Annotated in this window: 26 protein-coding genes; 16 read left to right on the top strand and 10 right to left on the bottom strand. The window is 66.5% G+C overall.

The genetic code is table 11. From position 1 onward, the window contains the following. Complete coding sequence (locus J2X45_RS15105; RefSeq protein ID WP_310216226.1) at positions 1–177, bottom strand: DUF4169 family protein; 177 nt, start codon at positions 175–177, stop codon at positions 1–3. A 5-nt stretch (positions 178–182) separates the two neighbouring features. Then, the gene (locus J2X45_RS15100) at positions 183–1,085 is read right to left on the bottom strand and encodes a DUF6807 family protein (protein ID WP_310216223.1); all 903 of its coding nucleotides are present in this window, start codon (positions 1,083–1,085) and stop codon (positions 183–185) included. Positions 1,086–1,257: 172 nt separating this feature from the next. On the opposite strand from J2X45_RS15100, the gene J2X45_RS15095 reads away from it, so the two are divergent. Beyond that, positions 1,258–1,893 carry a glutathione S-transferase family protein gene (locus tag J2X45_RS15095; RefSeq protein ID WP_310216731.1) on the top strand — a complete coding sequence of 212 codons (636 nt, stop codon included), beginning with the start codon at positions 1,258–1,260 and terminating at the stop codon, positions 1,891–1,893. A 244-nt stretch (positions 1,894–2,137) separates the two neighbouring features. Here the strand turns inward: J2X45_RS15095 and J2X45_RS15090 are convergent, their stop codons facing one another. After that, complete coding sequence (locus J2X45_RS15090; RefSeq protein WP_310216219.1) at positions 2,138–3,340, bottom strand: pyridoxal phosphate-dependent aminotransferase; 1,203 nt, start codon at positions 3,338–3,340, stop codon at positions 2,138–2,140. Positions 3,341–3,603: 263 nt separating this feature from the next. On the opposite strand from J2X45_RS15090, the gene J2X45_RS15085 reads away from it, so the two are divergent. Further along, entirely contained in the window at positions 3,604–4,197 is a 594-nt protein-coding gene (locus tag J2X45_RS15085; protein WP_310216218.1) for a hypothetical protein, read from the top strand. A 110-nt stretch (positions 4,198–4,307) separates the two neighbouring features. On the opposite strand, the gene J2X45_RS15080 is transcribed toward J2X45_RS15085, so the two are convergent. Both J2X45_RS15080 and J2X45_RS15075 read right to left on the bottom strand, forming a co-directional pair. After that, on the bottom strand, positions 4,308–4,847 hold the full coding sequence (locus J2X45_RS15080; protein WP_310216215.1) for an NADPH-dependent FMN reductase: 540 nt from the start codon (positions 4,845–4,847) through the stop codon (positions 4,308–4,310). 9 nt (positions 4,848–4,856) lie between these two features. After that, positions 4,857–5,519: a ParA family protein gene (locus J2X45_RS15075; protein ID WP_310216212.1), complete on the bottom strand. Its 663-nt coding sequence runs from the start codon at positions 5,517–5,519 to the stop codon at positions 4,857–4,859. Positions 5,520–5,738: 219 nt separating this feature from the next. Between J2X45_RS15075 and J2X45_RS15070 the strand changes: the two genes are divergently transcribed. After that, positions 5,739–6,458 carry a TVP38/TMEM64 family protein gene (locus J2X45_RS15070; RefSeq protein WP_310216210.1) on the top strand — a complete coding sequence of 240 codons (720 nt, stop codon included), beginning with the start codon at positions 5,739–5,741 and terminating at the stop codon, positions 6,456–6,458. On the opposite strand, the gene J2X45_RS15065 is transcribed toward J2X45_RS15070, so the two are convergent. Continuing rightward, on the bottom strand, positions 6,421–7,095 hold the full coding sequence (locus J2X45_RS15065) for a helix-turn-helix domain-containing protein (protein WP_310216208.1): 675 nt from the start codon (positions 7,093–7,095) through the stop codon (positions 6,421–6,423). The genes J2X45_RS15070 and J2X45_RS15065 overlap by 38 nt on opposite strands. A 48-nt stretch (positions 7,096–7,143) precedes the next feature. Here J2X45_RS15065 and J2X45_RS15060 point away from each other — a divergent pair, with 48 nt between their 5' ends. The 9 genes from J2X45_RS15060 to rodA all read left to right on the top strand — a co-directional run bounded on the left by J2X45_RS15060 (position 7,144) and on the right by rodA (position 18,104). Continuing rightward, complete coding sequence (locus J2X45_RS15060) at positions 7,144–9,099, top strand: alkyl sulfatase dimerization domain-containing protein (protein WP_310216205.1); 1,956 nt, start codon at positions 7,144–7,146, stop codon at positions 9,097–9,099. Between the two features lie 96 nt (positions 9,100–9,195). After that, positions 9,196–9,252 (top strand): hypothetical protein, encoded by a 57-nt coding sequence (locus J2X45_RS15055; RefSeq protein ID WP_127847010.1) that lies wholly within the window; start codon positions 9,196–9,198, stop codon positions 9,250–9,252. Positions 9,253–9,339: 87 nt separating this feature from the next. Continuing rightward, positions 9,340–10,914 (top strand): 2-isopropylmalate synthase, encoded by a 1,575-nt coding sequence (locus tag J2X45_RS15050; RefSeq protein WP_062097130.1) that lies wholly within the window; start codon positions 9,340–9,342, stop codon positions 10,912–10,914. A gap of 124 nt (positions 10,915–11,038) precedes the next feature. After that, positions 11,039–11,917, top strand: coding sequence for a DMT family transporter (locus tag J2X45_RS15045; protein ID WP_310216202.1), 879 nt, complete (start codon positions 11,039–11,041; stop codon positions 11,915–11,917). Between the two features lie 352 nt (positions 11,918–12,269). After that, positions 12,270–13,313, top strand: coding sequence for a rod shape-determining protein (locus J2X45_RS15040; RefSeq protein ID WP_004623009.1), 1,044 nt, complete (start codon positions 12,270–12,272; stop codon positions 13,311–13,313). A 49-nt stretch (positions 13,314–13,362) separates the two neighbouring features. Beyond that, positions 13,363–14,412, top strand: coding sequence for a rod shape-determining protein MreC (gene mreC, locus J2X45_RS15035; protein ID WP_310216200.1), 1,050 nt, complete (start codon positions 13,363–13,365; stop codon positions 14,410–14,412). After that, entirely contained in the window at positions 14,409–14,924 is a 516-nt protein-coding gene (locus tag J2X45_RS15030) for a hypothetical protein (RefSeq protein WP_310216197.1), read from the top strand. The genes mreC and J2X45_RS15030 overlap by 4 nt, the downstream gene beginning before the upstream one ends. Positions 14,925–14,928: 4 nt before the next feature. Then, entirely contained in the window at positions 14,929–16,950 is a 2,022-nt protein-coding gene (mrdA, locus tag J2X45_RS15025) for a penicillin-binding protein 2 (protein ID WP_310216195.1), read from the top strand. Then, complete coding sequence (rodA, locus tag J2X45_RS15020; protein WP_310216193.1) at positions 16,947–18,104, top strand: rod shape-determining protein RodA; 1,158 nt, start codon at positions 16,947–16,949, stop codon at positions 18,102–18,104. The genes mrdA and rodA overlap by 4 nt, the downstream gene beginning before the upstream one ends. 28 nt (positions 18,105–18,132) lie before the next feature. On the opposite strand, the gene J2X45_RS15015 is transcribed toward rodA, so the two are convergent. Further along, positions 18,133–18,810 carry a uracil-DNA glycosylase gene (locus J2X45_RS15015; RefSeq protein ID WP_310216190.1) on the bottom strand — a complete coding sequence of 226 codons (678 nt, stop codon included), beginning with the start codon at positions 18,808–18,810 and terminating at the stop codon, positions 18,133–18,135. Positions 18,811–18,812: 2 nt separating this feature from the next. After that, on the bottom strand, positions 18,813–19,409 hold the full coding sequence (locus J2X45_RS15010; RefSeq protein WP_310216188.1) for an NYN domain-containing protein: 597 nt from the start codon (positions 19,407–19,409) through the stop codon (positions 18,813–18,815). A 48-nt stretch (positions 19,410–19,457) separates the two neighbouring features. On the opposite strand from J2X45_RS15010, the gene folK reads away from it, so the two are divergent. From folK to J2X45_RS14995, 3 genes are all read left to right on the top strand, one after another. Further along, the gene (folK, locus tag J2X45_RS15005; protein WP_310216728.1) at positions 19,458–19,952 is read left to right on the top strand and encodes a 2-amino-4-hydroxy-6-hydroxymethyldihydropteridine diphosphokinase; all 495 of its coding nucleotides are present in this window, start codon (positions 19,458–19,460) and stop codon (positions 19,950–19,952) included. A gap of 128 nt (positions 19,953–20,080) precedes the next feature. Continuing rightward, complete coding sequence (gene rpoZ / locus J2X45_RS15000; RefSeq protein WP_010919426.1) at positions 20,081–20,440, top strand: DNA-directed RNA polymerase subunit omega; 360 nt, start codon at positions 20,081–20,083, stop codon at positions 20,438–20,440. 80 nt (positions 20,441–20,520) lie between these two features. Then, positions 20,521–22,770: a bifunctional (p)ppGpp synthetase/guanosine-3',5'-bis(diphosphate) 3'-pyrophosphohydrolase gene (locus J2X45_RS14995; protein ID WP_310216185.1), complete on the top strand. Its 2,250-nt coding sequence runs from the start codon at positions 20,521–20,523 to the stop codon at positions 22,768–22,770. On the opposite strand, the gene J2X45_RS14990 is transcribed toward J2X45_RS14995, so the two are convergent. Next, on the bottom strand, positions 22,767–23,174 hold the full coding sequence (locus tag J2X45_RS14990; protein WP_310216182.1) for an NUDIX domain-containing protein: 408 nt from the start codon (positions 23,172–23,174) through the stop codon (positions 22,767–22,769). The genes J2X45_RS14995 and J2X45_RS14990 overlap by 4 nt on opposite strands. An 82-nt stretch (positions 23,175–23,256) precedes the next feature. Between J2X45_RS14990 and pyrE the strand changes: the two genes are divergently transcribed. Continuing rightward, positions 23,257–23,838, top strand: coding sequence for an orotate phosphoribosyltransferase (gene pyrE / locus J2X45_RS14985; protein ID WP_062097104.1), 582 nt, complete (start codon positions 23,257–23,259; stop codon positions 23,836–23,838). 114 nt (positions 23,839–23,952) lie between these two features. Here the strand turns inward: pyrE and J2X45_RS14980 are convergent, their stop codons facing one another. Continuing rightward, complete coding sequence (locus J2X45_RS14980) at positions 23,953–25,569, bottom strand: M20 family metallopeptidase (RefSeq protein ID WP_310216178.1); 1,617 nt, start codon at positions 25,567–25,569, stop codon at positions 23,953–23,955. Between the last annotated feature and the right edge of the window lie 146 nt (positions 25,570–25,715).

Here is a 25,715-nt window from a genome sequence, read left to right as displayed (position 1 = left end):
TCATTCCTCGCGCTTGGCGCCGTCCAGGTCGCGGCGAAGCTTGTCGGCGCGCGCGGCGTCGAGCGTCTTTTCCGCCTTGGTGCGGCCAAAGCGGGCGCGGTTCTCTGCGGCGCGCGCCTTGTCCTCGGCTTTTGTCTTGGCCTTCCGGGCCTGGTTCAGATTGACGATATCGGCCATCGCTCTCAGGGCTTCTTCTTGTTGGCGGGGCGGATCACGACGGTCTCTTGAAGCCGAAGCGCCTCGTCCTTCTTGAGGATCAGGGGCGCGCGGCCGGGAAACACGCAGTTCTGCATGGAGCGCTCATTGTACAGCATCCAGCGCGTCACCGCCTCTCCATTGGCCTTGCACGCGAGGCCAACCGTCCAGGCCGGGGCGTTTGAGCCGCCCGCCCAGGCGAAGCCCATCGATGGACCCGCCTTGAGCGTCGCGCCATTGGGGATGAGCGTCTTGCCGCCCGAGGCGAAGGTCAGGTGCTCCGGGTCGACGAAGCGGATCGAGAAGCCGCCAAAGCCGCGGTCGTCCTCGCTGCCGCCCAGGCCGAGCGCGTCGACGCGGGCGGTGATGGTGGTGTCGAACTCTACGCGCCGCACGCCGGCCTTCAACGGCCGCACGATCACCTGCGTGACCTCGCGGGCGACATAGGCCAGCTCCGGCCCCGAATTGACGATCCAGTCGACCTCGACCGTCAGGGTTCCGCCGCCTTCGGCGTCGCCGAGAAAGCGTTTCTCGCGAACAAAATACGAGAGGTTCTTCATGTACCAGCCGTCGGCGACGGATCTGCCGTCCACCTGCACCTTCATCCATGCCCACCAAAGTCCTCGGTGGTGCGGGTGGTCGCCAGGCTTGTCCTCGGTCAGTGCGGTTCCGTCCGGCGCGTAGAGCGGGCTGACATAGTTTGCCCGCCCCGGCTCGTTCGCGGGCTCCAGCGGTTTGGTGCGATAGACCAGCACCGTCTTGCCGGCCTCGGTCAGGGTCACCGCATCGTCGGCGAAGACCGCTTCCACCCGTTTGCCGATCGCCGGATCAGCGAGGGCGGGCCCAGACAAAGCCAGCATCGCGGCGGCGAAGAGCGTGAGGAGGCGCATGCAGATCTCCCGGGGATGGCGTGAACGTATCAAGAACAATCTTGGCGTGCGTGGCAAGGGTGAAGTTTCGCCAGTGGCGACAGCAACGTCGGTAGATCGTCATGGCCTGATCGACTTGACCCAGCCCAGGAACCCATCGTCTATCCGCCTTCACCAAAGGAAGGCTCGCGCGATGTATACGCTTTACGGTTCGCCCAGCACCGCCGGTACGGCGATCCACTGGATGTTGCTGGAGCTTGGCGTTCCTTTTGCCTTGCAGATGCTCGATTTCGACAAAGGCGAGCACAAGACGCCTGAGTATCTGGCGCTCAATCCGGATGGGGTGGTGCCCACCCTGATCGTCGACGGCCTGCCCGTGACCCAGATGGCGGCTCTTTTGACCCTTCTCGCCGAACGACACCCAGAAGCGAACTTTGCGCCGCCCGTCGGTTCACCTGAGCGGGCGGCCTATCTCAGCTGGAGCTTCTGGCTGGCCAACAGCTTTCAGCCGCACTTCAGGGCCTGGTTCTATCCGCACGAGCCCGCCGGCGGCGAGGCGTTGGTCGCAGTGCAGGCCGCCGCGCGCGCCAAGATCGAGGAGGGCCTCGCGCGTCTGGACGCGCATCTGGCCGATCGCGATGTCATCGTCGGAGACGGTTTCACGACGGTGGACCTGCTGACGACGATCCTCTGCCGCTGGACGCGCAACATGCCCAAGCCGGCCACGACGTGGCCGAACCTGAAGCGCTATCTGGATCGCGTGCGGCAGCGACCCGCGCTGATCGAGGTCCACGCCCGCGAGGGTCTGACGGACTGGATCAGGGGGTAGGTCGTGCAAATCCTCCCCCCAGCGGGAGAGGCGGCCGAAGGCCGGAGGGGGAAGAGCGGGCTATCCGGCCTCTTCCCCCTCCGTCGTCTCTTCGAGCCGACACCTCCCCCGCTAGAGCGCGTTAGGTTTAAGTGTGAGCGGTTAAACCGCTCGAACGCGCTCTAAGTGTATGAATTAGAGCCTGTTTATCTGGTTCAGATGATTCCATCTGATCCAGACAGGCTCTAGGGGGAGGATTTGAAGGCTACTTCACGCTGGCGCAGAAGCGCTGGATGCGCGAGCAGGCGTCTTCCAGCACGTCGCTGCTGGTTGCGTAGCTGATGCGGAAGAACGGCGACAGGCCGAACGCCGCGCCGTGCACGACGGCCACGCCTTCGCTCTCAAGCAGTTCGGTGGCGAAGTCCTCGTCGCTCGCGATGACCTTGCCCGACGGGGCGGTCTTGCCGATGAGGCCGGCGCACGAGGGATAGACGTAGAATGCGCCTTCCGGGGTCGGGCAGTGCAGGCCGGTGGCCTGGTTCAGCATCGACACCACAAGATCGCGGCGCTCCTGGAACAGCTTGGCGTTCGGCTTGATGAAGTCCTGCGTGCCGTTCAGCGCCTCGAGCGCGGCCCACTGCGAGATCGAGCAGGGGTTCGACGTCGTCTGGCTGATCATCTTGCCCATGGCCTTGATCAGCGGCTCGGGGCCGCCGGCGTAACCGATGCGCCAGCCGGTCATCGAATAGCCCTTCGAGACGCCGTTCATCGTCAGGGTGCGGTCATAGAGCTTGGGCTCGACCTGGGCGATGGTGGTGAACTCGAAGTCGTCGAACACCAGGTGCTCGTACATGTCGTCGGTCAGCACCCAGACCTGCGGGTGGCGCAGCAGCACGTCCGCGATCGCTTGCAGTTCGGCGCGCGTATAGGCGCCGCCCGAGGGGTTCGAGGGGCTGTTGATGATCAGCCACTTGGTCTTCGGCGTGATCGCCGCTTCCAGCGCGGCGGGCGTGATCTTGAAGCCGCTCTCGGCGGTGGTCTCGACCGAGACGGGCGTGCCGCCGGCCAGCAGGGTCATGTCGGGATACGACACCCAGTACGGCGCAGGGATGATCACCTCATCGCCTGGGTTCAGGGTGGCGACCAGGGCGTTGTAGATCACCGGCTTCCCGCCCGGGGCGACGTGGATCTGGCTTGGCTTGTACTCCAGACCGTTCTCACGCTTGAACTTGGCGCAGATCGCGGCCTTCAGCTCGGGCATGCCGTCCGGGTCGGTGTACTTGGTCTTACCCGCCTTGATGGCCTCGATGGCGGCGTTCTTGATATTGTCCGGCGTGTCGAAGTCGGGCTCGCCCGCGGAAAGGGCGATCACGTCACGACCGGCGGCTTTCAGCGCGCGCGCCTTGGCGCTGATGGCGATGGTGGCCGACGGTGCGATGCGCCGCAGGGCGGCGGACTCGAGCGACATCTTGCAGGACTCCCCTGTGTTGCCTGGTCCGAACAACAGGACCGTTTTCAGGATTGCGGCGGTGTTTACGCCCCCGTTCGCCAGGGTGCAACGCGACACGGTCGTCGTTTGAGACATTTTGGCGAAGTTCGGCGCCAAGGGTTCTTGCGCGTCAACGCTCTGGAAGATACCGCTACCATTTGTAGGATCGATCCCGGGAAACGCGGACGATCCTCGGGGGAAACGCACGGCCGCCGGACGGCCACGCAGGGGGAACACCGCCTATGAATTGGAAGCTTCTGTACATCGCGCTGGCCGCCTTGGCCCTGGCGATCGGCGCCGCCTCGCCGGGCCTGGCGCGCCAGTCGGGCGACGGCGACATCATGCAGAAGGCGATCAACAAGCCTTCCGCGACTTGGGGCGTCTATGGCGCCGGGCAGAAGAGCGCGCCGGTGAAGGACGCTACGGTTCAGGGCGGCGCAGCCACTAAGGTCGAGGTGCTGAACGTCGGCGCCAACCCCTGGGACGTCGGGGCGTCGCAGCCCCTGACCGGCAAGATCACCAAGGGCGACGTGCTGCTGGTGGCCTTCTGGGCCAGGGCCGAACCTGTGAGCGGCGGCCCGGCCAGCGCCGACATTCCGGCCGTCCGGATCCAGCAGTCCGCCGCGCCCTATGACGCCGCGCTGCAGGGCGGGATCAAGGTCGGCGGCGAGTGGAAGATGTACACGGTGCCGGGCCGCGCCCTGATCGACATTCCGGCGGGCACCGGCGCGGTGGGGCTGCACTTGGGCTCGGCCAAGCAGACGGTGTTGCTGGGCGCGCTGTTCGTGCTGAACTTCGGGCCCGACTACGACCTGCGCAAGCTGGCGGGCGGTTAGGGCCTGTCTGGTTTAGATGAAGCCATCTGAACCAGATAAACAGGCCCTAAAATCAAACATTTAGAGCCCTTCCAAACGCTTTGGATGATTCCATCCAAAGCTAAAGGGCTCTAGGCCCGAGCGCGGACGATCTCGACGAAACTCGCCAGGTGGCGCGTGATCGCTTGGCGGGTGCGCTCGTCGATCAGCACGCCGTTATCGATCTTGGTGTGGGCCTGACCCACCAGGATGTCTGACAGCGGGGCGAGATCGCAGCCTGCGCGACGCAGGTTCAGGCGAAGGGCGTCCTGCGCGCGGACGGTTCCGGTGACGCCGGGGCTGGCGCCGATGGCGCAGGCGATCTTGCCGTCTAAGGGCGCGGGCTTGCCGCGCGAGGCCCAGTCGATTGCGTTCTTCAGCGACGCGGTCAGCCCGCCATTGTATTCTGGACAGGCGATCAGCAAGGCCGGGGCCGCACGGACCGCGTCCTTCCAGGCGACGACGGATGACGGGTCGCCTTGCGCCTCGACGTCCTCGTTAAAGAAGGGCAGGTCGTGCAGTCGGAAGATCTCGATCTCCACGCCGGTGGGCGCGAGTTCGCTCGCCGCGCGCAGCAGGGCGGTGTTGTAAGAGGCGGCGCGCAAGCTGCCCGAGACGGCTAGAATCTTCATGGGCGCAGGTTACCCCGCGCGGACCCGGATGTCCCCTTGGCCCAGCAGCATCGGGGCCAGCACCGTCCAGAGACGCGAGATTTCCTCGGCCGCGGGCGATCCTGGGTCCCACTCACACACGGAACGGCCATGGGCGATCGACTGCTGGAAGGCGGCGCGGGCGCGCAGACCGACTGCGGCGAGCGGCATGCCCGTGAAGCGCAACGCCTCGGCGGCCTTCAGCACCGCAGGCGGCTCCACGCCGTTGCGGCGCGGCGGGGCCTGGCTCAGGACGATCAAGCCCTTCTTGCCCAGACGGCGCACGGCCTCGGCTGAACGAACCACTGAAGCGATGTCCAGGAAGGTGGGGCGGCACACCAGCACGCACAGGTCGGCGCAATTGATCGCCTGCAGCACATCAGCTTCCGGTGAGGCTGGGGTGTCGATGACCAGCGCGTCGAAGTCCGTGTTCTGCGCCTGAACCTGGGTCGAGAACAGCTTTCCGGCGTTGATCTCGGCAAGCGCCGGGCCGTCGCCGACGCGGGCTCTCAGAGCGTCCGATGCGGAGCGTTGCGGATCGATGTCGGCGAGCATAACGCGAAGACCGGCCAGGTGCGCCGTGATCGCCAGATTGACCGAGAGCGTCGTCTTGCCCGCGCCGCCCTTGCGGGAAATGACAGCCAGGGTTTTCACGTCCGCGACTCCTTAACAGGCCAAGGTTTGCGGGTCTTGCAGCCTGTGGATAAGTAACGTTGTCATGTGAAGGGCGCGCAACACAAATGTCGCCACGGGCGAATTAGGGCGCCCCGCGGATCGCGGTTTGGAGGCATCGGCCCGAAAAACGCCCGTTTCGTCTGCAGCTGTCCGCCCGGCGCCGCTTGACCCCCGAGGGCGCTTGGGCGAGGAGGGCCCGTGATCCGCCGCTTCATCGACTTCGTGACCAATATGGACGCCCGCGCCTGGCGCATGGTGGCGGTGTCCTTCGTGCTGTTCGGCGGGGTAGGCCTAGTCTTTCTGTTTGGCGCGCAGCTGCTGGGCGTCAACGGCGAAGCGGCGGTTGAGCACTGGTTGGTCGCAGCGAGCGGACCGTGGGCGCTGCCTGTCGCCATTGCCGTCTTTGCAGTGATGGCCTTCCTGGGCGTGCCGCAGTTCGTGCTGATCGCGGCGGCGGTCGTCGCCTTCGGGCCCTGGACGGGTTTCGCCTACAGCTGGGTCGGCACCTTGGTCTCGTCGCTGGTCGGCTTCTGGCTGGGGCGCGCGTATGGCGCCCGGATCCTGCGCGACTTTGCGGGCGAGAGCGTCAACAAGTTCATGCGGATGATCGGGAAGAACGGCTTCATGGCCAGCCTGATCGTGCGCCTGGTGCCCAGCGCGCCGTTCATCGTCGTCAATATGGCCGCCGGCGTGACGCCGATGCGGTTGCGGGACTTCGCCGCCGGCACCGCCATCGGTATCGTGCCGAAGATCGCCCTGACCGCCTTCGCCGGAAACTCGATCGTTCAGGCTATGCGGGGCGGGGGCAAGCAGCATATCGCCATGATCGCCCTGGCGATCGTGATCTGGCTGGGCATGGGCCTTCTCAGCCGCGCCTGGCTCAAGCGGCGTGAGGCGGGGGAAGCGGAAGAGGCGTGAGGCCCGCCGCCGCATAGGTCGCCTCCCGCCAGGCTCGCACGATCTCGCCGAACCAGCGGGTCCGGGTCTCGTCGTCCATGCCATCGCTGGCCTCGATCCCTGCGGCCCAAGCCTCGATCACGAACGGCATGAAGGTTCGCGCCGCGTGACGGCAGGTGGCGCGCGCGGTGTCCGACGCTTCGGCGGGCGGAGCGACGAAGGGTTCGATCAGGCGCGTCAGCAGGGCTTCCAGAGCCGCACGCCAAGTGGCGGCCTCGGGCGCGCCGCGTGCGTCGCGAAGCAGCAGCAACGCGAGTTTCGGGTTGACGCGCGACATCGTGACCAGCCTGGCGATGCTCGAGCCATAGCCGCCCCACGGGCGACCGGCCTCGGCCTCGACCCGCGCCAGCATGTCGTCGAACAGGGCGTCGATCAGCGCCTGACGCGACGGATAGAGCCGATAGATCAAGATCTTCGCTACGCCCATGCGGTCGGCCACGTCCTGCATGGTCGCCGCCTGCAGACCCTTTTCTGCGAAGACCTCGACGGCGGCTTCCAGCACCGCCAAACCGCGCGCGGCCTTGTCGACGCGCGGCTTCGGCTGGCCGGGGCGGCCTCTCGCCACGCCAGAGGCGGGGGCTTTCGCAATGGAGCTCATCGATGCTATGTAGAATGAAACTATAAAGTTTCAAATAACGGGGGCGAGATGCGCAAGGGGATGTTCGCGGCCACCGCGCTGGCGATGTTGATGGTGGCCAGCGTGGCCAAGGCCGGGGATCCGGCGTCGCCGATCACCGCCGAGCGGCAGGCGGCCTTCGCCAAGACCCTTCCAGTGAACGACCGGCAGGACTTCGATTTCGCTGACAAGGGCTTTCTCGGGACGCGCACCGATCCGGTGATCAAGCGCGCCGACGGCCAAGCGGCCTGGAATCTGGCCACCTACGAATTCCTGAAGGCCGAGCCACCGGCGACGGTGAACCCCAGCCTGTGGCGGCAGGCGCAACTGCTGTCCAAGCACGGGCTCTACCAGGTCTCGGAGCGCGTTTATCAAGTGCGCGGCTTTGATATCTCCAACATCACCTTCGTGCGCGGCGACACCGGCTGGATCGTCATCGACCCCCTGACCATGCAGGAGACGGCCCGCGCCGCGCTCGACCTGGTCAACGAGAAGCTCGGCAAGCTGCCGGTGACGGCGGTGGTCTATACCCACAGCCACAGCGACCATTTCGGCGGCGTGCGCGGCGTGGTCGACGAGGCCGACGTCAAAAGCGGCAAGGTGCCGATCGTCGCGCCCAAGGGCTTCATGGAGGAGGTCGCCGCCGAGAATATCGTCGCCGGCAACGCCATGAGCCGTCGCGCCCAGTACCAGTTCGGCGTCATGCTGCCGCCGGGCGTCGAGGGGCAGATCACCGCCGGCATCGGCCAGAACATCGCCCGCGGGTCGATCACGCTGATCCCGCCGACGCTCATCGTCGATCACACCGGCCAGGAGCTGACCCTGGATGGCGTGAAGGTCCGGTTCCAGTACACGCCCTCGACCGAGGCCCCGGCCGAGATGAACCTCTACTTCCCGGATCTGCGCATCCTGGACATGGCCGAGAACGCCAATGTCTCGATGCACAACATCCTGACCCCGCGCGGCGCTCTGGTGCGCGACAGCAAGGCCTGGGCCGACGGCCTGACCGAGGCGCTGCGCTTGTTCGGCGATGTTTCCGACATCATGATCACCAGTCACGGTTGGCCGCGTTTCGGGGGCGGGGTGGTCAAGGATTTCCTGGCCAGCCACCGCGACGCCTACAAGTATCTGCACGATCAGACCGTGCGGATGATGAATCACGGCCTGACCGGCGACGAGATCGCCGCCAAGATCCAGCTGCCGCCCAGCTTGTCCAAGGACTGGTTCAATCGCGGCTACTATGGCTCGATGAGCTTCAACAGCCGGGCCGTCTTTCAGCGCTACATGGGCTGGTACGACGCCAATCCGGCGCACTTGATCCCGTCGCCGCCGGCTGACGCGGGCAAGCGCTACGTGGTCGCGATGGGCGGGGCCGCCAAGGTCAAGACGATGGCCAAGGAGGCGGCGACCAACGGCGACTACGGCTGGGCGGCCGCCTTGCTGAACCACGCGGTCATGGCCGACGACGGCGACAAGGAGGCCAAGCGCCTGTTGGCCGGCGTCTATGATCAGCTTGGCTATCAGGCCGAGAACTCGCTCTGGCGGAACATGTATCTGACAGCGTCCGACGAACTGCGCGGCGGCGTGCGCAAGCTGCCGCCGTCCATGGCGCCGCTGGATATGATCGCCGCGCTTGAGAGCCAGATGATCTTCGACGTCCTGGCCATCCGGCTTAACGCCGACAAGGCCGGCGACGGGCGGCTGCGTATGGTGTTCGCTTTCCCTGACCGGAATGAGCGGTTCCTGGTGGAGGTCCGCAACGGGGTGCTGGTCGCCCAGCCTTCAAAGGGCGGAGAGGGCGCGGACGCCACCCTTACGGTCGACAGGCCCGTTTTCCTGGACTCTCTGTTCGGTGGAAAATCGCTGCTGCCCAAGATTCTGAAGGGCGAGGTCAAGCTGGAGGGCGATCGCGCGGCGATGAGCCGTCTGGCGGGGTGGTTTGACGCGTTCCCCAGCGACTTCCCGATCGTAACGCGCCCGAACTAAGCGGTTGCGAGGAACAAAATTGCGCCATTCGCAGCGGAATGTTCGGGTGGCGCAAATTGCTTGCTCGATTCAGGGGCTATGTGTAGAAAGTCAGGCATGACTGTCGCGCGCGACCTGCTTTCGCTTCGGCTTATCAGCCCCTGGGCGCTCTAGGGGCCGCGCATCGTCGTGGCCGGGCGCACAGGGGATGATTGAACCCGCAGCCCGCACGCAGACACACCCCTTTCGACGAGTACTCCCATGACCACCGTACCCGCTGGCGCTATCAGCAAGCGCGACAACGTCGTCGTATTTGACACCACCATGCGCGACGGCGAGCAGTCGCCCGGCGCGTCCATGTCGCTGGAAGAGAAGCTGGAGCTGGCCAAGATCCTCGAAGAAATGGGGGTCGACGTCATCGAGGCCGGCTTCCCGATTGCCTCGAACGGCGACTTCGAGGCCGTCCGCCAGATCGCCGAACTGATCACCGAGAGCACGGTGTGCGGCCTGGCCCGCGCCGCCGCCGGCGACATTGACCGCTGCGCCGAGGCCGTGCGCCGCGCCAAGCGTGGCCGCATTCACACCTTCATCTCCACCAGCCCTGTACACATGAAGTACAAGCTGCAGATGGAGCCGGACGCGGTTCTGGAGGCGATCACCCGCTCGGTCAGCCACGCCCGCAACCTGGTCGGCGATGTCGAGTGGTCGGCCGAGGACGCCACCCGCACCGAGCGTGACTTCCTGAAGCGCTGCGTCGAGGCCGCCATCAAGGCCGGCGCCACGACGATCAACCTGCCCGACACCGTCGGCTATTCGTATCCGTCGGAGTACGGCGAGCTGTTCCGTGACGTGATCACCAGTGTTCCGGGCGCCGACAAGGCGATCTTCTCGGCCCACTGCCACAACGACCTGGGTCTGGCGGTCGCCAACTCGATCGCCGCCATCGAAGGTGGCGCGCGCCAGGTCGAGGTGGCGATCAACGGCATCGGCGAACGCGCCGGCAACGCCGCCCTGGAAGAGATCGTCATGGCCCTGCGGGTGCGCGGCGACCATCTGCCCTACGGCACCAACGTCGATCCGGTGCACATCACCCGCGCTAGCCGCTACGTCTCGGCCATCACCGGCTTCCCGGTGCAGTTCAACAAGGCGATCGTCGGCAAGAACGCCTTCGCGCACGAGAGCGGCATCCACCAGGACGGCATGCTGAAGAACGCCGAGACTTACGAGATCATGAAGCCCGAGGACGTGGGGCAGGGCGCCACGAACCTGGTCATGGGCAAGCACTCGGGCCGTCACGCCTTCCGTGAAAAGCTGAAGGCCCTGGGTTACGAGCTGGGCCAGAACGCGCTGAACGACGCCTTCGGTCGCTTCAAGGAACTGGCCGACAAGAAGAAGCACGTCTTCGACGACGACATCGTCGCCCTGGTCGACGACGCCCTGGCCCGTGGCTCAGAAAAGATCCGGGTGTCGCGCCTGCGCGTCGTGGCCGGCACTGACGGCCAGTCGGCCGAACTGACCCTGGACATCGACGGCGTCCCCAGCACCGCCGAGGCGACGGGCGACGGTCCTGTCGACGCGGTGTTCAACGCCATCCACAAGATCGTGCCGCACAGCGCGGCCTTGCGCCTGTTCCAGGTGCATGCGGTGACCGAGGGCACCGACGCCCAGGCCCAGGTCTCGGTGCGTCTGGAAGAGGACGGCCGCATCGCCACCGGCGCGGCCGCCGACACCGACACGCTGACGGCATCGGCCAAGGCCTATGTCAACGCGCTGAACAATCTCTTCGCCCGCAAGGAGAAGAGCCGGCCTGAGGCGGCGATCGCCAGCGGTTTCTAGGTTTTCGTCTGGCTTTTGGCGGACAGGTTGATCCTGTCCGTCAAGCTTGCCGGCCCGCCGTGGCCGTGCGAACGCACGCGCGTTTTGAAGGCGGCTCTTCGCGCATCGCGGAGAGGAGGGGCGTTTGATCTGGATACCTATCACCATCAGCGCCGCGGCCCTGCAGGTGGCGCGTAACGCCGCCCAGCGTTCCATCATGGGCGACGCCGGACCCTGGGGCGCGACCCTGGTGCGGTTTCTGTTCGGGCTGCCCTTCGCGACCCTCTTCGCGGCGATCGCCTGGCTGGTGACGCCCGGCGCGACCGCGCACCCCACGGTTCATTTCTGGATGGCTTGCGCGGCGGGGGCGGGGCTGCAGATCGCTGCGACGGCTGCCTTGCTGACCGCCATGCAGCGCTCGACCTTCGCGCTGGGCACGGCGATGCAGCAGAGCGGCCTGCCGTTCGCGCTGGTCTGGGGCGTGCTGTTCTTTGGCGACCATGTCGGCGTGGTGACCTGGGCCGGCGGGCTGATCGCCTCAGTAGGCCTTGCGATCCTGACCTGGCCACGCGGCGAGGTCACGCTCCGCAAGGGCGCGGTCCTTGCTGGGCTGGGATCGGGCGCGATTTTCGCGCTGAGCGCCAACTGCTTTCGGCAAGCCAGCCTGGCCTTTGACCCAGCGCACCCGGCGGCCTCGGCCTTCGTCACGGTGATGGTTGTGCAAGCCATCCAGACAGTGGCGCTGACCAGCTACCTGGCCTGGCGCGACCGCGCCGCGCTCGGGGCCGTCATCGCCGCATGGCGACAGTCTCTGGGCGCGGGCTTTTGCGGGGCGGCGGCCTCTGGCCTGTGGTTCACCGCCATGGCGCTGTCGCCCGTGGGGCCGGTGAGGGCGGTCGGCGTGATCGAGATGCCCATTGCGGCCATCGCTGGACGACGTCTGTTCAAGGAGCGCCTGACGGCCTTGCAGGTCGTCGCCGGGGCCATAACGGCGGTCGGCGTCGTCATGGCGGCGCTCGGCTAGATTTCGCCACTTTCGGATGCTTGGCGGGCTCGTCTGCAAAAGCCTTCAAAAGCCCCGCGAATAGACCTTGAAATCAACGCTTTCGCAGGGCAAACGGGCGGCGTCGGCGCGTTTCTTGTCGCTCGGACGACGGCGCGGCCAGGGGGCGGCGCTCCCGTCGGGCGGCTGGGCGCGCGGACCGGATCGAAATCCGCCAAATGCGGGAATCATGTTGTCCTCGCATTGAATTGAAGTAGGAGCCTTTTCTTCTCCGCCGACGCCGTCTTGGAGACGGAATTGGTCCTTCTTCTACGATCTGCTCTTCGATCCGACCGCTCGTAACGCCCCTCCTACCCCTCAGTCAGGGCTTTCAATGTTTTCTTCCCTCTTCGGCGTGATCTCGAACGACATCGCCATCGACCTCGGAACCGCCAACACCCTCATCTACATGAAGGGCAAGGGGATCGTTCTGAACGAGCCGTCGGTGGTGGCCCTGCGCAATGTCGGCGGCCGGAAGATCGTCCACGCCGTGGGTATCGAGGCCAAGCAGATGCTGGGCCGCACGCCGGGCCATATGGAAGCCATCCGCCCGATGCGCGACGGCGTCATCGCCGACTTCGAAGTCGCCGAAGAGATGATCAAGTATTTCATCCGCAAGGTTCACAACCGCAAGGGCTTCGTGAACCCGAAGGTGATCGTGTGCGTGCCGTCGGGCGCCACCGCCGTGGAACGCCGCGCCATCAACGACAGCTGCCTGAACGCCTCGGCGCGTCGCGTCGGCCTGATCGACGAGCCGATGGCCGCCGCGATCGGCGCCGGTCTGCCGATCCACGAACCGACCGGCTCGATGGTCGTCGACATCGGCGGCGGCACCACCGAGGTGGCCGTGCTGTCGCTGTCGGGCATCGTCTATTCGCGCTCGGTCCGCGTCGGCGGCGACAAGATGGACGAGGCGATCATCAGCTATATGCGTCGCCACCATAACCTGCTGATCGGCGAGACAACCGCCGAGCGCATCAAGAAGGAAATCGGCACCGCCCGCGCACCGGCCGACGGCGAGGGGCTATCGATCGACGTCAAGGGTCGCGACCTGATGCAGGGCGTGCCGCGCGAAGTTCGCATCAGCGAAAAGCAGGCCGCTGACGCCCTGGCCGAGCCGGTCGGTCAGATCGTCGAAGCCGTGAAGGTGGCCCTGGAAGCGACCCCGCCGGAACTGGCCTCGGACATCGCCGACAAGGGCATCATGCTGACCGGCGGCGGCGCGCTGCTGCGCGGCCTTGACGCCGAGATCCGCGACCACACCGGCCTGCCGGTCACGGTCGCCGACGATCCGCTGTCGTGCGTGGCCCTGGGCTGCGGCAAGGTGCTGGAGCATCCCAAGTGGATGAAGGGCGTCCTGGAATCCACGCTGGCCTAAGCCGGCATTCCTTCTAGAAGCGCCGCGGGGGGCGTCGGGAGAAACTTAAGTGCGCTTTCGTGAAGGTCCGCTGGGCGACCTGAAGGTGCCATTGACGTGGACGGCGGCGGTGGCCCTGATCGTGGCCGCCGTCATCGCTGTCGCCTTTCTTCTGGCGGACCGTCGCGAGACGCTTCAGGAGCAGGCCTACGGCGTCACGCGGCAGACCGTCGACACTGTGGCGCGGCCTGTCAGCGGCGCGATCGCCGCGCCCGGACGCTGGACGGGCCTGGGCTTGGACTATGTCCGCAGCTACTTCTTCACGGCGCACGAGAACCGGCGCCTGAAGACCGAACTGGCCGAGATGCGTCAGTGGCGCGATCGCGCCCTGGCGCTGCAGGACCAGAACGACCGCTTCAAGAGCCTGCTGGGTCTGCGCACTGACCCGCCGATCCCGATGGCCTCGGCCCGCGTGGTCAGCGACAGCCGCGGTCCGTTCGCCAACACCCGCCTCGCCGACGCGGGGTCGGAACGCGGGATTGTGGTCGGCAATCCCGTCCTGAACGAACGCGGTCTGGTCGGTCGCGTCGTCGGCGTGTCGGGCGGCGTCAGCCGCGTTCTGCTGCTCACCGATATCGCCTCGCGCACCCCCGTGATGATCGACCGCACCAATGCGCGGGCGATCCTGACCGGCGATGGCGGCCCCAATCCCAAGCTCGAGTATTTGCGGGGCGTTGATCCCATCCAGCAGGGCGATCGGGTTGTGACCTCGGGCGACGGCGGCGTCGTGCCGCGCGGCCTTCCGGTCGGCGCGGCCGTGAAGGGTCTGGATGGCCGTTGGCGCGTCGTGCTGTTCGCCGATCAGGCCTCGATCGACTATGTGCGGATCCTGCTGTTCAAGGATTTCGCCCAACTGGCCGATGAAAAGCAGTTGCAGGCTCGCTCGCTGCCGCCGGTCACGACTGAGGATCCGCAGACCTCGATTCTGTCGGCGCCAAAGCCGATTACCCCATCGCCATCGCCGCCTGCTAAGCCCGCTTCGACGGCGCAAAAGCCCCCGGCGCCCACAGCCAGGACGCCGGCCGCCGTCACGCCGCCTCAGACGGGAGCGCCCCGATGAGCATGAGCGGCGCTAGGCCTCTCAATCCGGCGCGATGGCTCGGCGTGCCTATGCTGATGTGCATCGGCGCCACGATGGCGTTCGCCGCCCCGATCCGAATCTGGGGTCTGCAATTGCCGGAGCCGGTGTTCGCCATGGTGCCGGCCTTCGCCTGGGCGATGATCCGACCGTCGATCCTGGCGCCGTTCGCCCTGCTAGTGCTGGGCCTGTTTCTGGACATCTTCTGGGGTGGGCCGACCGGCCTTTGGGGGCTGGCGCTCCTGGTCGCCTACGCGATGGTGCTGATCCTGCGCAACGCGATGACTGGCCAGAGCCGGCCGATGATGTGGGCTTGGTTCGCTGGCGTCACCGCGATCGCCATGGTCGCCGGCTGCCTGTTCACCATGCTCGACAGCCTGGCTATGCCCAGTCTGCTGGCGGTGTTCTGGCAGTTCCTGGTGACGGCGCTGCTGTTCCCGTTCGCCCACCGCTTGGTCGATCGCTTCGAGGACGCCGACGTGCGGTTCCGGTGAGGCGATGAGCGAACCGTCCATCTTCTTCTTTGAGGTCAACGAGCGTCAGGGCGTCTTCCACCGGCGCGCGTTCCTGCTGGGCGGTCTCACGGGCGCAGGCTTGCTGGCGTTGGGCGGACGACTCGCGCAACTGCAACTGGTTGAAGCCCAGCGCTACCAGAAGCTCTCGGCCGGCAACCAGTTCAACTACCGTCTGGTGCCGCCGCCGCGGGGCCTGATCATGGACCGTAACGGCGTTTCGCTGGCGTCGAACCGGCCGAACTTCCGCCTGATGATCAACAAGGACAAGGGCCTGGACGCCGAAGGCGTGCTTGACGATCTGTCCAAGCTGGTGCCCATCGACGGCACGCGCCGGGCGCGTATTCTCAAGGAACTGGACCGCGCGCCGCGCAAGGCGCCGGTGGTGGTGATGGAGGACCTCTCCTGGGAGGAGTTCTCGCGCGTCAACATCCGGGCGCCGGAGCTGCCCAACGTCACCGCCGACATGGGCGAGGTGCGGGTCTATCCGTTCGGCGGCGCCTTCGCGCACGTAATCGGTTATGTCGCCAAGGTGTCTGATCGCGACCTCAAGGCGGCCGAGGGCGATCCCACCCAGGATCAGGACCTCCTGCACCACCCGGGCTTCCGGATCGGCAAGCAGGGCGTCGAGAAGGCGTTCGACAAGGATCTGCGCGGGCGCGCGGGCGCCACCAAGGCTGAGGTCGACTCCGTGGGACGCGTCGTGCGCCTGGATCCGGCCGGCGACATTCCGCCCGTGGCCGGCAAGGCGATCCGCCTGACCCTGGACGCCGACATCCAGAACCGCGCGCTCGAGGTGATGGGCGAGGAGAGCGGCGCCATCGTCGTGATGGATTGCCGCAACGGCGACCTGTTGTGCATGGCCTCGGCGCCCAGCTTCGACGCCAACCGGTTCGTGCGCGGTCTGTCGGGGCCCGAGTACAAGGCCCTGGCCGAGTACGAGCGCAAGCCGCTGCTCGACAAGTCGATGACCGGTCTTTTCCCGCCCGGCTCGACCTTCAAGCCGACGGTGGGTCTCGCCGCCCTGGCCGCTGGTATTGACCCCGACATTCGGATCAACTGCCCCGGCAGCTGGTACTATGGCGGCCGCGTCTGGCGCTGTTGGGAGAAGGGCGGCCATGGCCCCCAGAACATGCACGACGCGATCAAGAACTCGTGCGACATCTACTTCTACCAGACGTCCTTGAAGATCGGTCCCGACGCGATCGCCCGCGCCGCGCGCGCGGTGGGCTTTGGCCAGACCTTCGACATCGGCATTCCCGGTCAGAAGAAGGGCATCGTTCCCGACCGCGAGTGGAAGAAGCGCGCCTTCAAGCGCAATCCCGCCAACCAGATCTGGTTCCCGGGCGAAACGCCCAGCTACGCGATCGGGCAGGGCGCCTTGACGGTCAATGCGCTGCAACTGGCCGTGATGACGGCCCGTCTGGCCAACGCCAAGAAGGCGCTGGTTCCGCGCCTGATCAAGTCCATCGGCGATGAGGAGCGTCCCGCCGGTTCAGAGGTGCCGGACCTGCCGTTCTCGCCCGAGCATCTGGCCTATGTGCGCGGGGGCATGGCCGCCGTGGCCAACGACGTGCGCGGCACCGCTTATCGCAACAGTCAGCTGGGTCTGGGCGACGTGCAGATGGCCGGCAAGACCGGCACGGCGCAGGTTCGCAGCTATGACAAGGGCGTCTCGCGCGACAGCAAGGACGTGCGCTGGCGCCTGAAGGACCACAACCTGTTCGTGGCCTTCGCGCCCTACGACGATCCGCGCTACGCTGTCTCGGTCATCATCGAGCACGGCGGTCTGGGCGGCGCCACCGCCGGCGCGCCGCGCGCTCGCGAAGTGATGCGCGTGGCGCTGCTGAAGGATCCCGAGATCCGCGCCCGCATCGAGCGTCCTGCGCCCTTGCCCGAAGCGGTTCCTGAAGCCGATATCGAAGGCGCCGCGCCGGACGATCCGGTCGAGGCGCCGCCGCCCCTCCCGGGCGCGCCCCCCACGGCTCCGCAGGGAGGCCAGACATGACCCTGAGTGGCGGCCTTTCCCGGCCCGGCGAACGCGACCGGCCGACCATCAAGTTCATGGAGATCGACTGGACCTTCTGTCTGGTTCTTTGCCTAATCGCAGGCAGCGGCGCGCTGATGCTGTTTTCGATCGCCGGGGCCTCGTGGGAGCCCTGGGCGGCCAATCACCTGATCCGTTTTGGGCTCTATTTCGTCATGATGGTCATACTGGCCATGTGCGATTTGCGCTGGTGGTTCATGGCCGCCTATCCGATCTATGGCGTGGGCCTGTTGCTGCTCATCGCCGTGGAGGTGGTCGGCGATATTTCACTCGGCGCGCAACGGTGGCTCTCGATTGGCGGCTTCCGTTTCCAGCCGTCCGAGATCATGAAGATTGGCCTCGTCTTGGCCCTGGCGCGCTATTATCACGGCTTGTCGGCCGACAGCGCCCGCATGTCCTGGCGTCTGCTGATCCCCGCCACCATGATCGCCTTGCCGGTGCTGCTGGTGGCGCACCAGCCCGACCTTGGCACCGCTTCTCTGATCGCCGCGACCGGGCTGTCGATCGTGGTGCTGGCGGGCCTCTCCTGGCGGATCATCATCGCCGGGATCACGGCGGTGCTGATTGCTATCCCGCCGTTCGTGATATTCGTGCTGCACGACTATCAGCGCAATCGGGTCATGACGTTCCTGAACCCCGAAGCCGACCCGTCGGGCAAGGGCTATCAGATCGTGCAGTCCAAGATCGCGCTCGGTTCGGGCGGCCTGCTGGGCAAGGGCTTTGGCCTGGGCTCGCAGAGCCAGCTGAACTTCCTGCCCGAAAAGCAGACCGACTTCATCTTCGCCACCCTGGCCGAGGAATTCGGCTTTGTCGGCTGCTTCGCCGTGCTGTTCCTGTATGGCGCGGTGATCTTCATGGCCCTGCGCATCGCCTCGATCAGCCACAGCCACTTTGGCCGTCTGGCCGCCGGCGGCACGATCTCGACCTTCGCGGTCTACGTGCTGATCAACGGCGCGATGGTGATGGGCATGGCGCCGGTGGTGGGCGTGCCCATGCCGATGCTGTCCTACGGCGGCACCGTCATGCTGACGGTGATGATCGGCTTTGGCCTGATCCAGGCCGTCCGCGTGCATCGCTACACCGAAGTGACCAGCGGTAAGGGCTCGCTGGTCTAATGGGCGGAGGCGGCGTGGGCTGCGCCGCTTAGTCCGTCTCGTCCAGATAGGCCTTCACCCGCGCGAACAGGTCCTCGAACATCGGCGTCGTCAGGCGGCCGGTGTTCGTGTTGAGCCGCGAGCAGTGGTAGCTGTTGAAGATCCGATACGGGCCTGCCTGGAACTCAGAGCCGTGGCCAGGCACGCCGGCTGAGGCCTTCAGGCCCAGGGTCTTTAGCACGTTGCGGCGTGAGACGTCACCCAGGGTGACGATGACCTTCAGGTTCGGGAACATATCAAGCCGCGCCTTCAGGAACGGCCGGCAGGCGTTCTCTTCCGAGGTCTCGGGCTTGTTGCCGGGCGGGGCGCAGCGGACGGCGTTGGTCACCGCCGCGTCGATCAACTGCAGCGAGTCGTCGGGCCGCGCCTCGAACTGGCCGGTGGCGAAGCCGAACTTGATCAGGGTCTCGTAGAGCAGCGCGCCGGCGAAATCGCCGGTGAAGGGCCGACCCGTCCGGTTGGCGCCCTTGCGGCCAGGGGCAAGGCCTACGACCAGCAGACGAGCGTTCCTGTCGCCGAACGAGGGGGCGGGGCCGTTGAACCAGTCGGGATAGAGCTCCTGATTCTCGCGACGATAGGCGACGAGTCGCGGGCAAAGCGGGCAGTCGCGTGGCGGCTCGGCGGGGTTGGGAACGACCTCACCGACGATGTTGGACGATTGGGACATGCTCAGTACTCGTCGTCGGCGTCGCGTTCGGCCGGGGTGCGGTTGTCCATCACCTGTCGGGGCGGCGTGCGCTGCGGGCGGCCGATGATGTTTCCGAGGTCGGCGAGATCGACGAAGTTGTCGGCCTGACGGCGCAGGTCGTCGCTGGTCATCGGCGGCTGGCTCTTCATGGTCGAGACCACGGTGACCCGGCGGCCCTTGCGCTGCACGGCCTCGACCAGGGCGCGGAAGTCGCCGTCGCCCGAGAACAGCACCAGATGGTCGGCGGTCTCGGCCATCTGCAGCATGTCGACGGCGATCTCGATGTCCATGTCGCCGCGCCAGCGCTTGCGGCCTTGGCTGTCGGTGAACTCGCGCGCCGGCTTCGTCACCAGGGTGAAGCCGTTGTAGTCCAGCCAGTCGACCAGCGGCCGGATCGGCGAGTAGTCGTCGTTCTCGGCTATGGCGGTATAATAGTAGGCGCGGATGAGAATCCCGCGCTTTTTGAACTCGTCGAGCAGCTTGCGGTAGTCGATGTCGAAGCCCAGCGCCTTGGCGGCGGAGTAGAGATTGGCCCCGTCGATGAACAGGGCGATCCGGTCGGTTGGATAGAAGGTCACGGTAATTCCTTGAAAAATCAGGTCGTTCGAAATGACTTGGACGAGGCCGTGATCGTGGCGCTCGGCTGCAATCTGCCCGGAGCCTATACGAGTCGCGAGGCCTTGTTGGAAGCCGCCGTGGCGGCGCTGCCCGAGGTTGGGCTTGAGGTCCTCACACGCTCCGGATGGTGGGTCTCGGCCGCCTGGCCGGATCCCACAGGACCGGCTTACCTGAACGGCGTCGCGGTCGTGCGGACCGCGCTGTCTCCGCGCGAGGTTCTGGACGCGCTGCATCAGGTGGAGGCGCGGTTCGGTCGCGCGAGGGGAGAGGCCAATGCGCCGCGCACCCTGGACCTTGATCTCATCGCCCATGGTCGCACCGTTCTGGATGACGGCCTTGTCGTGCCCCATCCTCGGGCCCACCAGCGGCTCTTTGTTATGGGGCCGCTCTCCGAGCTCTATTCGGGCTGGATCCACCCGGTCACAGGCGAGTCAGCTTTCCGCTTGGCCGCGACCGCCACGATCGGCCAAGACGCGCGACCAATGGCTGCGCCGACCGCCTAGAGGGTGGACATTAACCCCCGAAGCGGGCATAAGCGCCCGCTCGCGAAAGCAGGATGCTCGTGCGCGGCGTTGCGCGCCGCCGCACAGAAGCCTATTTTCCGTTTGCTTACCGGCAGCCCGAGGAATTCATGGCCCGCGTCACCGTCGAAGATTGCGTCGAGAAGGTTCCGAACCGTTTCGCGCTCGTTCTGCTCTCGGCCCACCGCGCCCGCGGCATTTCGGCCGGCGCCGCCCTGATGGTCGACCGCGACAACGACAAGAACCCGGTCGTGGCCCTGCGCGAGATCGCCGACGACGTGATCGACCACGAAGGCCTGAAGGAGCACCTCATCAGCACGCTGCAGCGCGTTGACGAGCACACCGAAGCCGAGGAAGAGGCCGAAACCCTGGCCCTGCTGGCCGATCCGAGCCACATGCAGATGAGCGAGCTGGAACTGGTCCGCGCCCTGCAAAGCGACCGCGACGGCGGTCAGGAGGAGCGGTACTGAGCCCCGACGGCGCAGACCCTCTGACCCTTGAAGCGGTCGGTCAGACCGCTCCATCCGAACGCGCGCCGGATTCGCCCCCTTTGGGGACCGAGTCGGGCGCGTCGTCGTCTGTGGCTCCGGCTACGGCGACCGAAGCGCCGGCCAAGCCGCGCCCCAAGTTTCTTCGCCAGTACGAACTGATCGAGCGGGTCCACGCTTACGACCCGACCGCCGACGAGGCGCTGCTGAACCGCGCCTATGTCTATGCGATGCGGATGCATGGTTCGCAGACCCGGGCCAGCGGCGATCCCTACTACGCCCACCCGATCGAGGTGGCGGGCATCCTCACCGAGTATCGCCTCGACACCGCGACGATCGTCACGGCGCTGCTGCATGACGTGATCGAGGACACGCCGGTCACCAAGGAAGAGATCGCCAAGCTGTTCGGCGAGGAGATCGGCGAGCTGGTCGAGGGCGTCACCAAGCTGTCCAAGCTCGAGCTGCAGGCCGAGCACATGCGGCAGGCTGAAAACCTGCGCAAATTCATCCTCGCCATCTCCAAGGACGTCCGCGTCCTGCTGGTCAAGCTGGCCGACCGTCTGCACAACATGCGGACGCTGCACTTCATCAAGAACCAGGCCAAGCGCGAGCGCATCGCCCGCGAGACGCGCGACATCTACGCGCCCCTGGCCCGCAATATCGGCTGTCATCGCATCTGCATCGAGTTGGAGGAGCTGTCCTTCCAGCACACCAATCCGGTGGCGCGCGACGCGATCATTCGCCGTCTGGACGTTCTGCGTGAAGAGCAGGGCGGTGCGGTGGCCCTGGTCAGCCAGGAAATCTCGGCGCGCCTGGAGTCTTCGAACCTGCCGGCCCGGGTCTTTGGCCGCGAGAAGTCGCCCTATTCGATCTGGCGGAAGCTTCAGCGCAAGTCGATCGGCTTCTCGCAGATGTCCGACATCTACGCCTTCCGAGTGATCGTCGACAGCGAGGAAGACTGCTACCGGGCGCTCGGCGTCGTGCACCGCGCCTGGTCCAGCGTGCCCGACCGCTTCAAGGACTACATCTCGACGCCCAAGCGGAACAACTACCGCTCGCTGCACACCACAGTAGTCGGGCCGCGCGGCATGCGGATCGAGATGCAGATCCGCACCGAGAGCATGGACCGCGTCAACGAGGAGGGCGTCGCCGCCCACTTCCGTTACAAGGACGCCTCGTACGGGCTTGACCTAGAGGGCATGGAGGCCGCCGGCGGCCGTGACCCGCTGGCGAACCTGCGCCAACTGGTCCAGGTGCTGGAACACGGCGGCGACAGCGAAGAGCTGGTCGAACACGCCAAGCTCGAGATGTTCCTCGACCAGGTGTTCGTCTTTACGCCCAAGGGCAAGCTGGTCAGCCTGCCGCGCGGGGCCATGCCGCTGGACTTCGCCTATGCCGTTCACACCAGCGTCGGCGACACCTGCATCGGCGTGAAGATCAATGGCGAGCTCAAGCCGCTGCGCACGCCGTTGGTCAATGGCGATGTGGTCGAGGTGGTGCGGGGCTCCAAGCCCGTGGTGCCGCCGGACTGGCGCTCGTTGACGGTCACGGGCCGGGCCCGCTCGGCCATCCGGCGTCACATCCGCCAGACCGAGAAGGAAGAGTTTCTGCGCCTGGGGCGCGCCTCTCTCGAGCAGGTGTTTGAGCGCGCCGGCAAGAAGCTGAAGGACGTGTCGCTGCGCCCGATCCTGGAGCGGTTCGTGCTGGAGAGCGACGAGGCGCTGTTCGACGCCGTGGGCCGAGGACGGGTCTCGCCCAGCCAGGTGCTGGAAACGGCCTATCCGGGCATGAAGGACTCCGAGCGCGAGGCCGCGACGGCGCGCCGCAAGATCGAGGGCGGTCAGGAGGCGGCGCGGCTCTACGTGCGTGGCGGCGGCCTGACGCCTGGCGTCTCGCTGCACTTCGCCCACTGCTGCAGCCCGGTGCCAGGGGACCGGATCGTCGGCATCCTGCGCGAGGATGGTGAGGGTCTCGACGTCCACACCATCGACTGCCCGCGTCTGGCCGAATACGAGGATCGTGAGGAGCTCTGGCGCGACCTGAACTGGACGCCGGAAGCCGAACGCTCGACCATCTCGCTCACCCGCCTGCACGCCACGATCCAGAACGCGCCCGGCGTGCTGGGTCTGGTCTGCACGATCATCGGCGAGGCGGGCGGCAATATCGTCAACCTGCGCATGCACCACCGGCAACGCGACTTCTTCGACACCGATATCGACGTCGAGGTCCGCGACGCCAAGCACCTGACCAACATCCAGGCCGCGCTGCGCGCCTGTCCGTCGGTGGAGACCGTGGACCGGACGCGAGGCTAGGTCGCCCTCAAAGCCGCTACAGCGTCGCGCGTCGCCGCCGTCAGCGGGGCGGGCAGGGCGTCCAGCGCGAACCAGCCCCATTCGTGCAGAGCGTGGGCCTCCTGAATGGTCGGCTCGCCCTCGAAGCCGTCGGCGGCGTAGGTGATCGCCACCCAGTGATAGTCGTCGGCGACCATGTCGGTGACCGCCAGGACGCGCCCGGCGGTGATCCGGACGCCCAGTTCCTCCTGGATCTCGCGCTCGGCGCAGGTGCGGGCGGCCTCGCCCCAGTCCAGCTTTCCGCCGGGCACGCCCCAGTGGTCGGCTTCCGGGTTCTTGACCCGCCTGACCAGCAGGATCCGGCCTTGGGCGTCCAGAATGGCCGCGCCGCAGCCGACGCGAGGGCGTTGGGGATCTTGGGTCATGGCAGGCGGTAGAGCGCGAAACGGCGGCCGGACGCAAGGCGGCGTTTGAAGACTCGGGCGCTTGGGCCTATAGGCAGCGCTCATGACCAACGATGACGTCCTCGACGAATTCCGCGCCGCAGGGGCCCTGCGCGAAGGCCACTTCGTGCTGTCCAGCGGCCTGCACAGCCCGGTCTTCCTGCAGAAGAACCTGGTGTTCATGCGGCCCGAGCGCTGCGAGCGCCTCTGCAAGGCCCTGGCGGAGAAGATCATCGCCACGGTCGGCCAGGTCGACGTGGCGGTCTCGCCCGCCGTCGGCGGCATCATCCCCGGCTATGAGACCGCGCGGCACCTGAACGTGCCGTCGATCTATGTCGAACGCGAGGGCGGCGGCTTCAAGTTCCGCCGCGGCTTCCACCTCGAGCCCGGCCAGAAGGTCGTGATGGTCGAGGACATCGTCACCACCGGCCTGTCGTCGCGCGAGTGCATCCAGGCGATCAAGGACGCCGGCGGCGACGTCGTGGCGGCCGCCTGCATCGTCGACCGCTCAGGCGGCAAGGCCGATGTCGGCGTGCCGCTGATCGCCCTGGCCAGCCTGGAAGTCCCGGCCTATCCGGCCGACGCCCTCCCGCCGGAGCTGGCCGCGATCCCGATCGAGGATCCGGGTAGCCGCCGGCTGCGGTAGGCAAGAGGAACCGAAACCTCGCCCTTCGACAGGCTCAGGGTGAGGTTTCTACTTCGGCCTCGACAATCCGCCTCATCCTGAGCTTGTCAAAGGACGAGGCGGACGCATCCCCGATCAGTCTTGAGCCGGCGGCGTCAGCGTCTTGACCGGCCAAGCGATCCCCAGCTGCTCCAGGTACGTGCCGTACTTGCCGGGGTCATAGTAGTACTTCGTCATCTCGGGCCGGTACGTCGCCATGATGTTGGCGTTCATCTGGACCTGCGGCCTGTCCGTGGCCGAGAGCATCGGCACGTACTTCTGGTCCTTGGTCTGGACGTTGGTGAAATAGGCCTTCGAGTCCGCCAGCAGCTTGGGCTGGGTCAGCAGGTCCAGCGCCGTCATCGCCACCACTTTGGAGCCGGCCACCACGCCCTTGTGGGCGATCGGGGTCGCCATCGAGATCGCGTTGGCCCAGTGGTGGCCGGGCAGGTCGGGGATGTTCGAGGGATAGTTGATCGTGATGGTCGGCATGATCCACGAGATGTCGCCGATATCGTCCGACCCGCCGCTCTCAGGCTTCTCCTCAGGCGGCTTGAGGCCCTTCAGCTTGACGTCCAGCCCCTCCTGCTTGGCCGAGCCGACGTTCTTCTGAACGGCCTTGGCGAAGGCCTGTTCGTCGTCGGTCCACTTCGGCAGGCCGACCAGCTCGATGTTCTTCTGCGCCGCCTCGGCCATCGGACGGTTGAAGTGCCGCGGCGCGGCCGTGCCCACGACGGCGGAGTCGACTTTGGTGTCGGTCATGTCGGCGGCGGCCTTGGCGATCTTGTCGGCGATCGCCCAGTTCTTCTTGATCGCGTCGAAGGTCTGCTCGCGGAAATAGTACCAGACTGTCGCCTCGGACGGCACGACGTTGGGCTGGTCGCCGCCGTCGCTGATCACGTAGTGCGAGCGCTGCTCGGGCTTCAGGTGCTCGCGGCGCATGTTCCAGCCGATATTCATCAGCTCGACGGCGTCCAGCGCGCTGCGCCCCCGCCACGGCGCGCCAGCCGAGTGGGCGGACTCGCCGTGGAAGCTGTACTTGACCGAAACTAGGCCGGTGCCCGACGGCTGCCCCCACGTGGTCTGCAGGTTGGCCCCCACATGGGTGAAGATCGTCGCGTCGACGCCTTTGAACACGCCGTCGCGGACCATGTAGGCCTTGCTGGCCACAAGCTCCTCGGCCACGCCCGGCCACAGAACCAGGGTCCCGGGGATGTTCTGCTTGACCATGAGGTCCTTGACCGCGAGGGCGGCGACGAGTTTCACGGCCTGGCCGGAGTTGTGCCCCTCGCCGTGCCCCGGCGCGCCGGGAACGATCGGATCGTGCCAAGGCACGCCCGGCTTCTGCGAGGCCTTGGGGATGCAGTCGATGTCGCTGCCCAGGGCGATGGTCGGGCCGCCCTGGCCGTGCGTCCAGGTCGCCGTCCAGGCCGTCGGAATCCCCGACACGCCCCGCCGGATGGTGAAGCCGTTCTCCTCCAGCACCTTGGTGATGTAGGCCGAGGTCTCGACCTCCTGAAAGCCGAGCTCCCCGAACGAGAAGATCTTGTCGTTCATCACCTGGGCCAGCTTGGCGCGGCTCTCGACGCCGGCGACGGCCTCGGCTTTCAGGCTCTTGAGCTTGCCCGCCGAGATCTCGGCGGCGAGCGCGCCATGCGCTGCCGTGAGCGCCACGAGGCTCGCGGTGATCGCGAGACCGGTCTTCCTGAACATGGCTTGGTGTTCCCCTGCTTGCCCCAGCGCCACGATCCGACGCCGCCGCGCCTTTGTCCATCGGCGCGGGCGCCGCCTTGGCGCGAATCCTCACCTGCCAAGTGAGGCGCACGGCTCTAGGCTTTGCGCGCTTGCGGGAGTAACCC

Origin of the sequence: Caulobacter sp. BE264 (assembly GCF_031457805.1) — a bacterium.
In the GTDB taxonomy this organism is placed as follows: domain Bacteria; phylum Pseudomonadota; class Alphaproteobacteria; order Caulobacterales; family Caulobacteraceae; genus Caulobacter.
Note: the sequence above shows the minus strand (reverse complement) of the source record. Positions and strands in the feature narration are given on the sequence as shown.

Coding starts and splice junctions, on each gene's coding strand:
- J2X45_RS15105 (WP_310216226.1), bottom strand. CDS start 177: ATGGCCGATATCGTCAATCTGAACCAGGCCCGGAAGGCCAAGACAAAA.
- J2X45_RS15100 (WP_310216223.1), bottom strand. CDS start 1,085: ATGCGCCTCCTCACGCTCTTCGCCGCCGCGATGCTGGCTTTGTCTGGG.
- J2X45_RS15095 (WP_310216731.1), top strand. CDS start 1,258: ATGTATACGCTTTACGGTTCGCCCAGCACCGCCGGTACGGCGATCCAC.
- J2X45_RS15090 (WP_310216219.1), bottom strand. CDS start 3,340: ATGTCGCTCGAGTCCGCCGCCCTGCGGCGCATCGCACCGTCGGCCACC.
- J2X45_RS15085 (WP_310216218.1), top strand. CDS start 3,604: ATGAATTGGAAGCTTCTGTACATCGCGCTGGCCGCCTTGGCCCTGGCG.
- J2X45_RS15080 (WP_310216215.1), bottom strand. CDS start 4,847: ATGAAGATTCTAGCCGTCTCGGGCAGCTTGCGCGCCGCCTCTTACAAC.
- J2X45_RS15065 (WP_310216208.1), bottom strand. CDS start 7,095: ATGAGCTCCATTGCGAAAGCCCCCGCCTCTGGCGTGGCGAGAGGCCGC.
- J2X45_RS15060 (WP_310216205.1), top strand. CDS start 7,144: ATGCGCAAGGGGATGTTCGCGGCCACCGCGCTGGCGATGTTGATGGTG.
- J2X45_RS15050 (WP_062097130.1), top strand. CDS start 9,340: ATGACCACCGTACCCGCTGGCGCTATCAGCAAGCGCGACAACGTCGTC.
- J2X45_RS15040 (WP_004623009.1), top strand. CDS start 12,270: ATGTTTTCTTCCCTCTTCGGCGTGATCTCGAACGACATCGCCATCGAC.
- J2X45_RS15030 (WP_310216197.1), top strand. CDS start 14,409: ATGAGCATGAGCGGCGCTAGGCCTCTCAATCCGGCGCGATGGCTCGGC.
- mrdA (WP_310216195.1), top strand. CDS start 14,929: ATGAGCGAACCGTCCATCTTCTTCTTTGAGGTCAACGAGCGTCAGGGC.
- rodA (WP_310216193.1), top strand. CDS start 16,947: ATGACCCTGAGTGGCGGCCTTTCCCGGCCCGGCGAACGCGACCGGCCG.
- J2X45_RS15015 (WP_310216190.1), bottom strand. CDS start 18,810: ATGTCCCAATCGTCCAACATCGTCGGTGAGGTCGTTCCCAACCCCGCC.
- rpoZ (WP_010919426.1), top strand. CDS start 20,081: ATGGCCCGCGTCACCGTCGAAGATTGCGTCGAGAAGGTTCCGAACCGT.
- J2X45_RS14990 (WP_310216182.1), bottom strand. CDS start 23,174: ATGACCCAAGATCCCCAACGCCCTCGCGTCGGCTGCGGCGCGGCCATT.
- pyrE (WP_062097104.1), top strand. CDS start 23,257: ATGACCAACGATGACGTCCTCGACGAATTCCGCGCCGCAGGGGCCCTG.
- J2X45_RS14980 (WP_310216178.1), bottom strand. CDS start 25,569: ATGTTCAGGAAGACCGGTCTCGCGATCACCGCGAGCCTCGTGGCGCTC.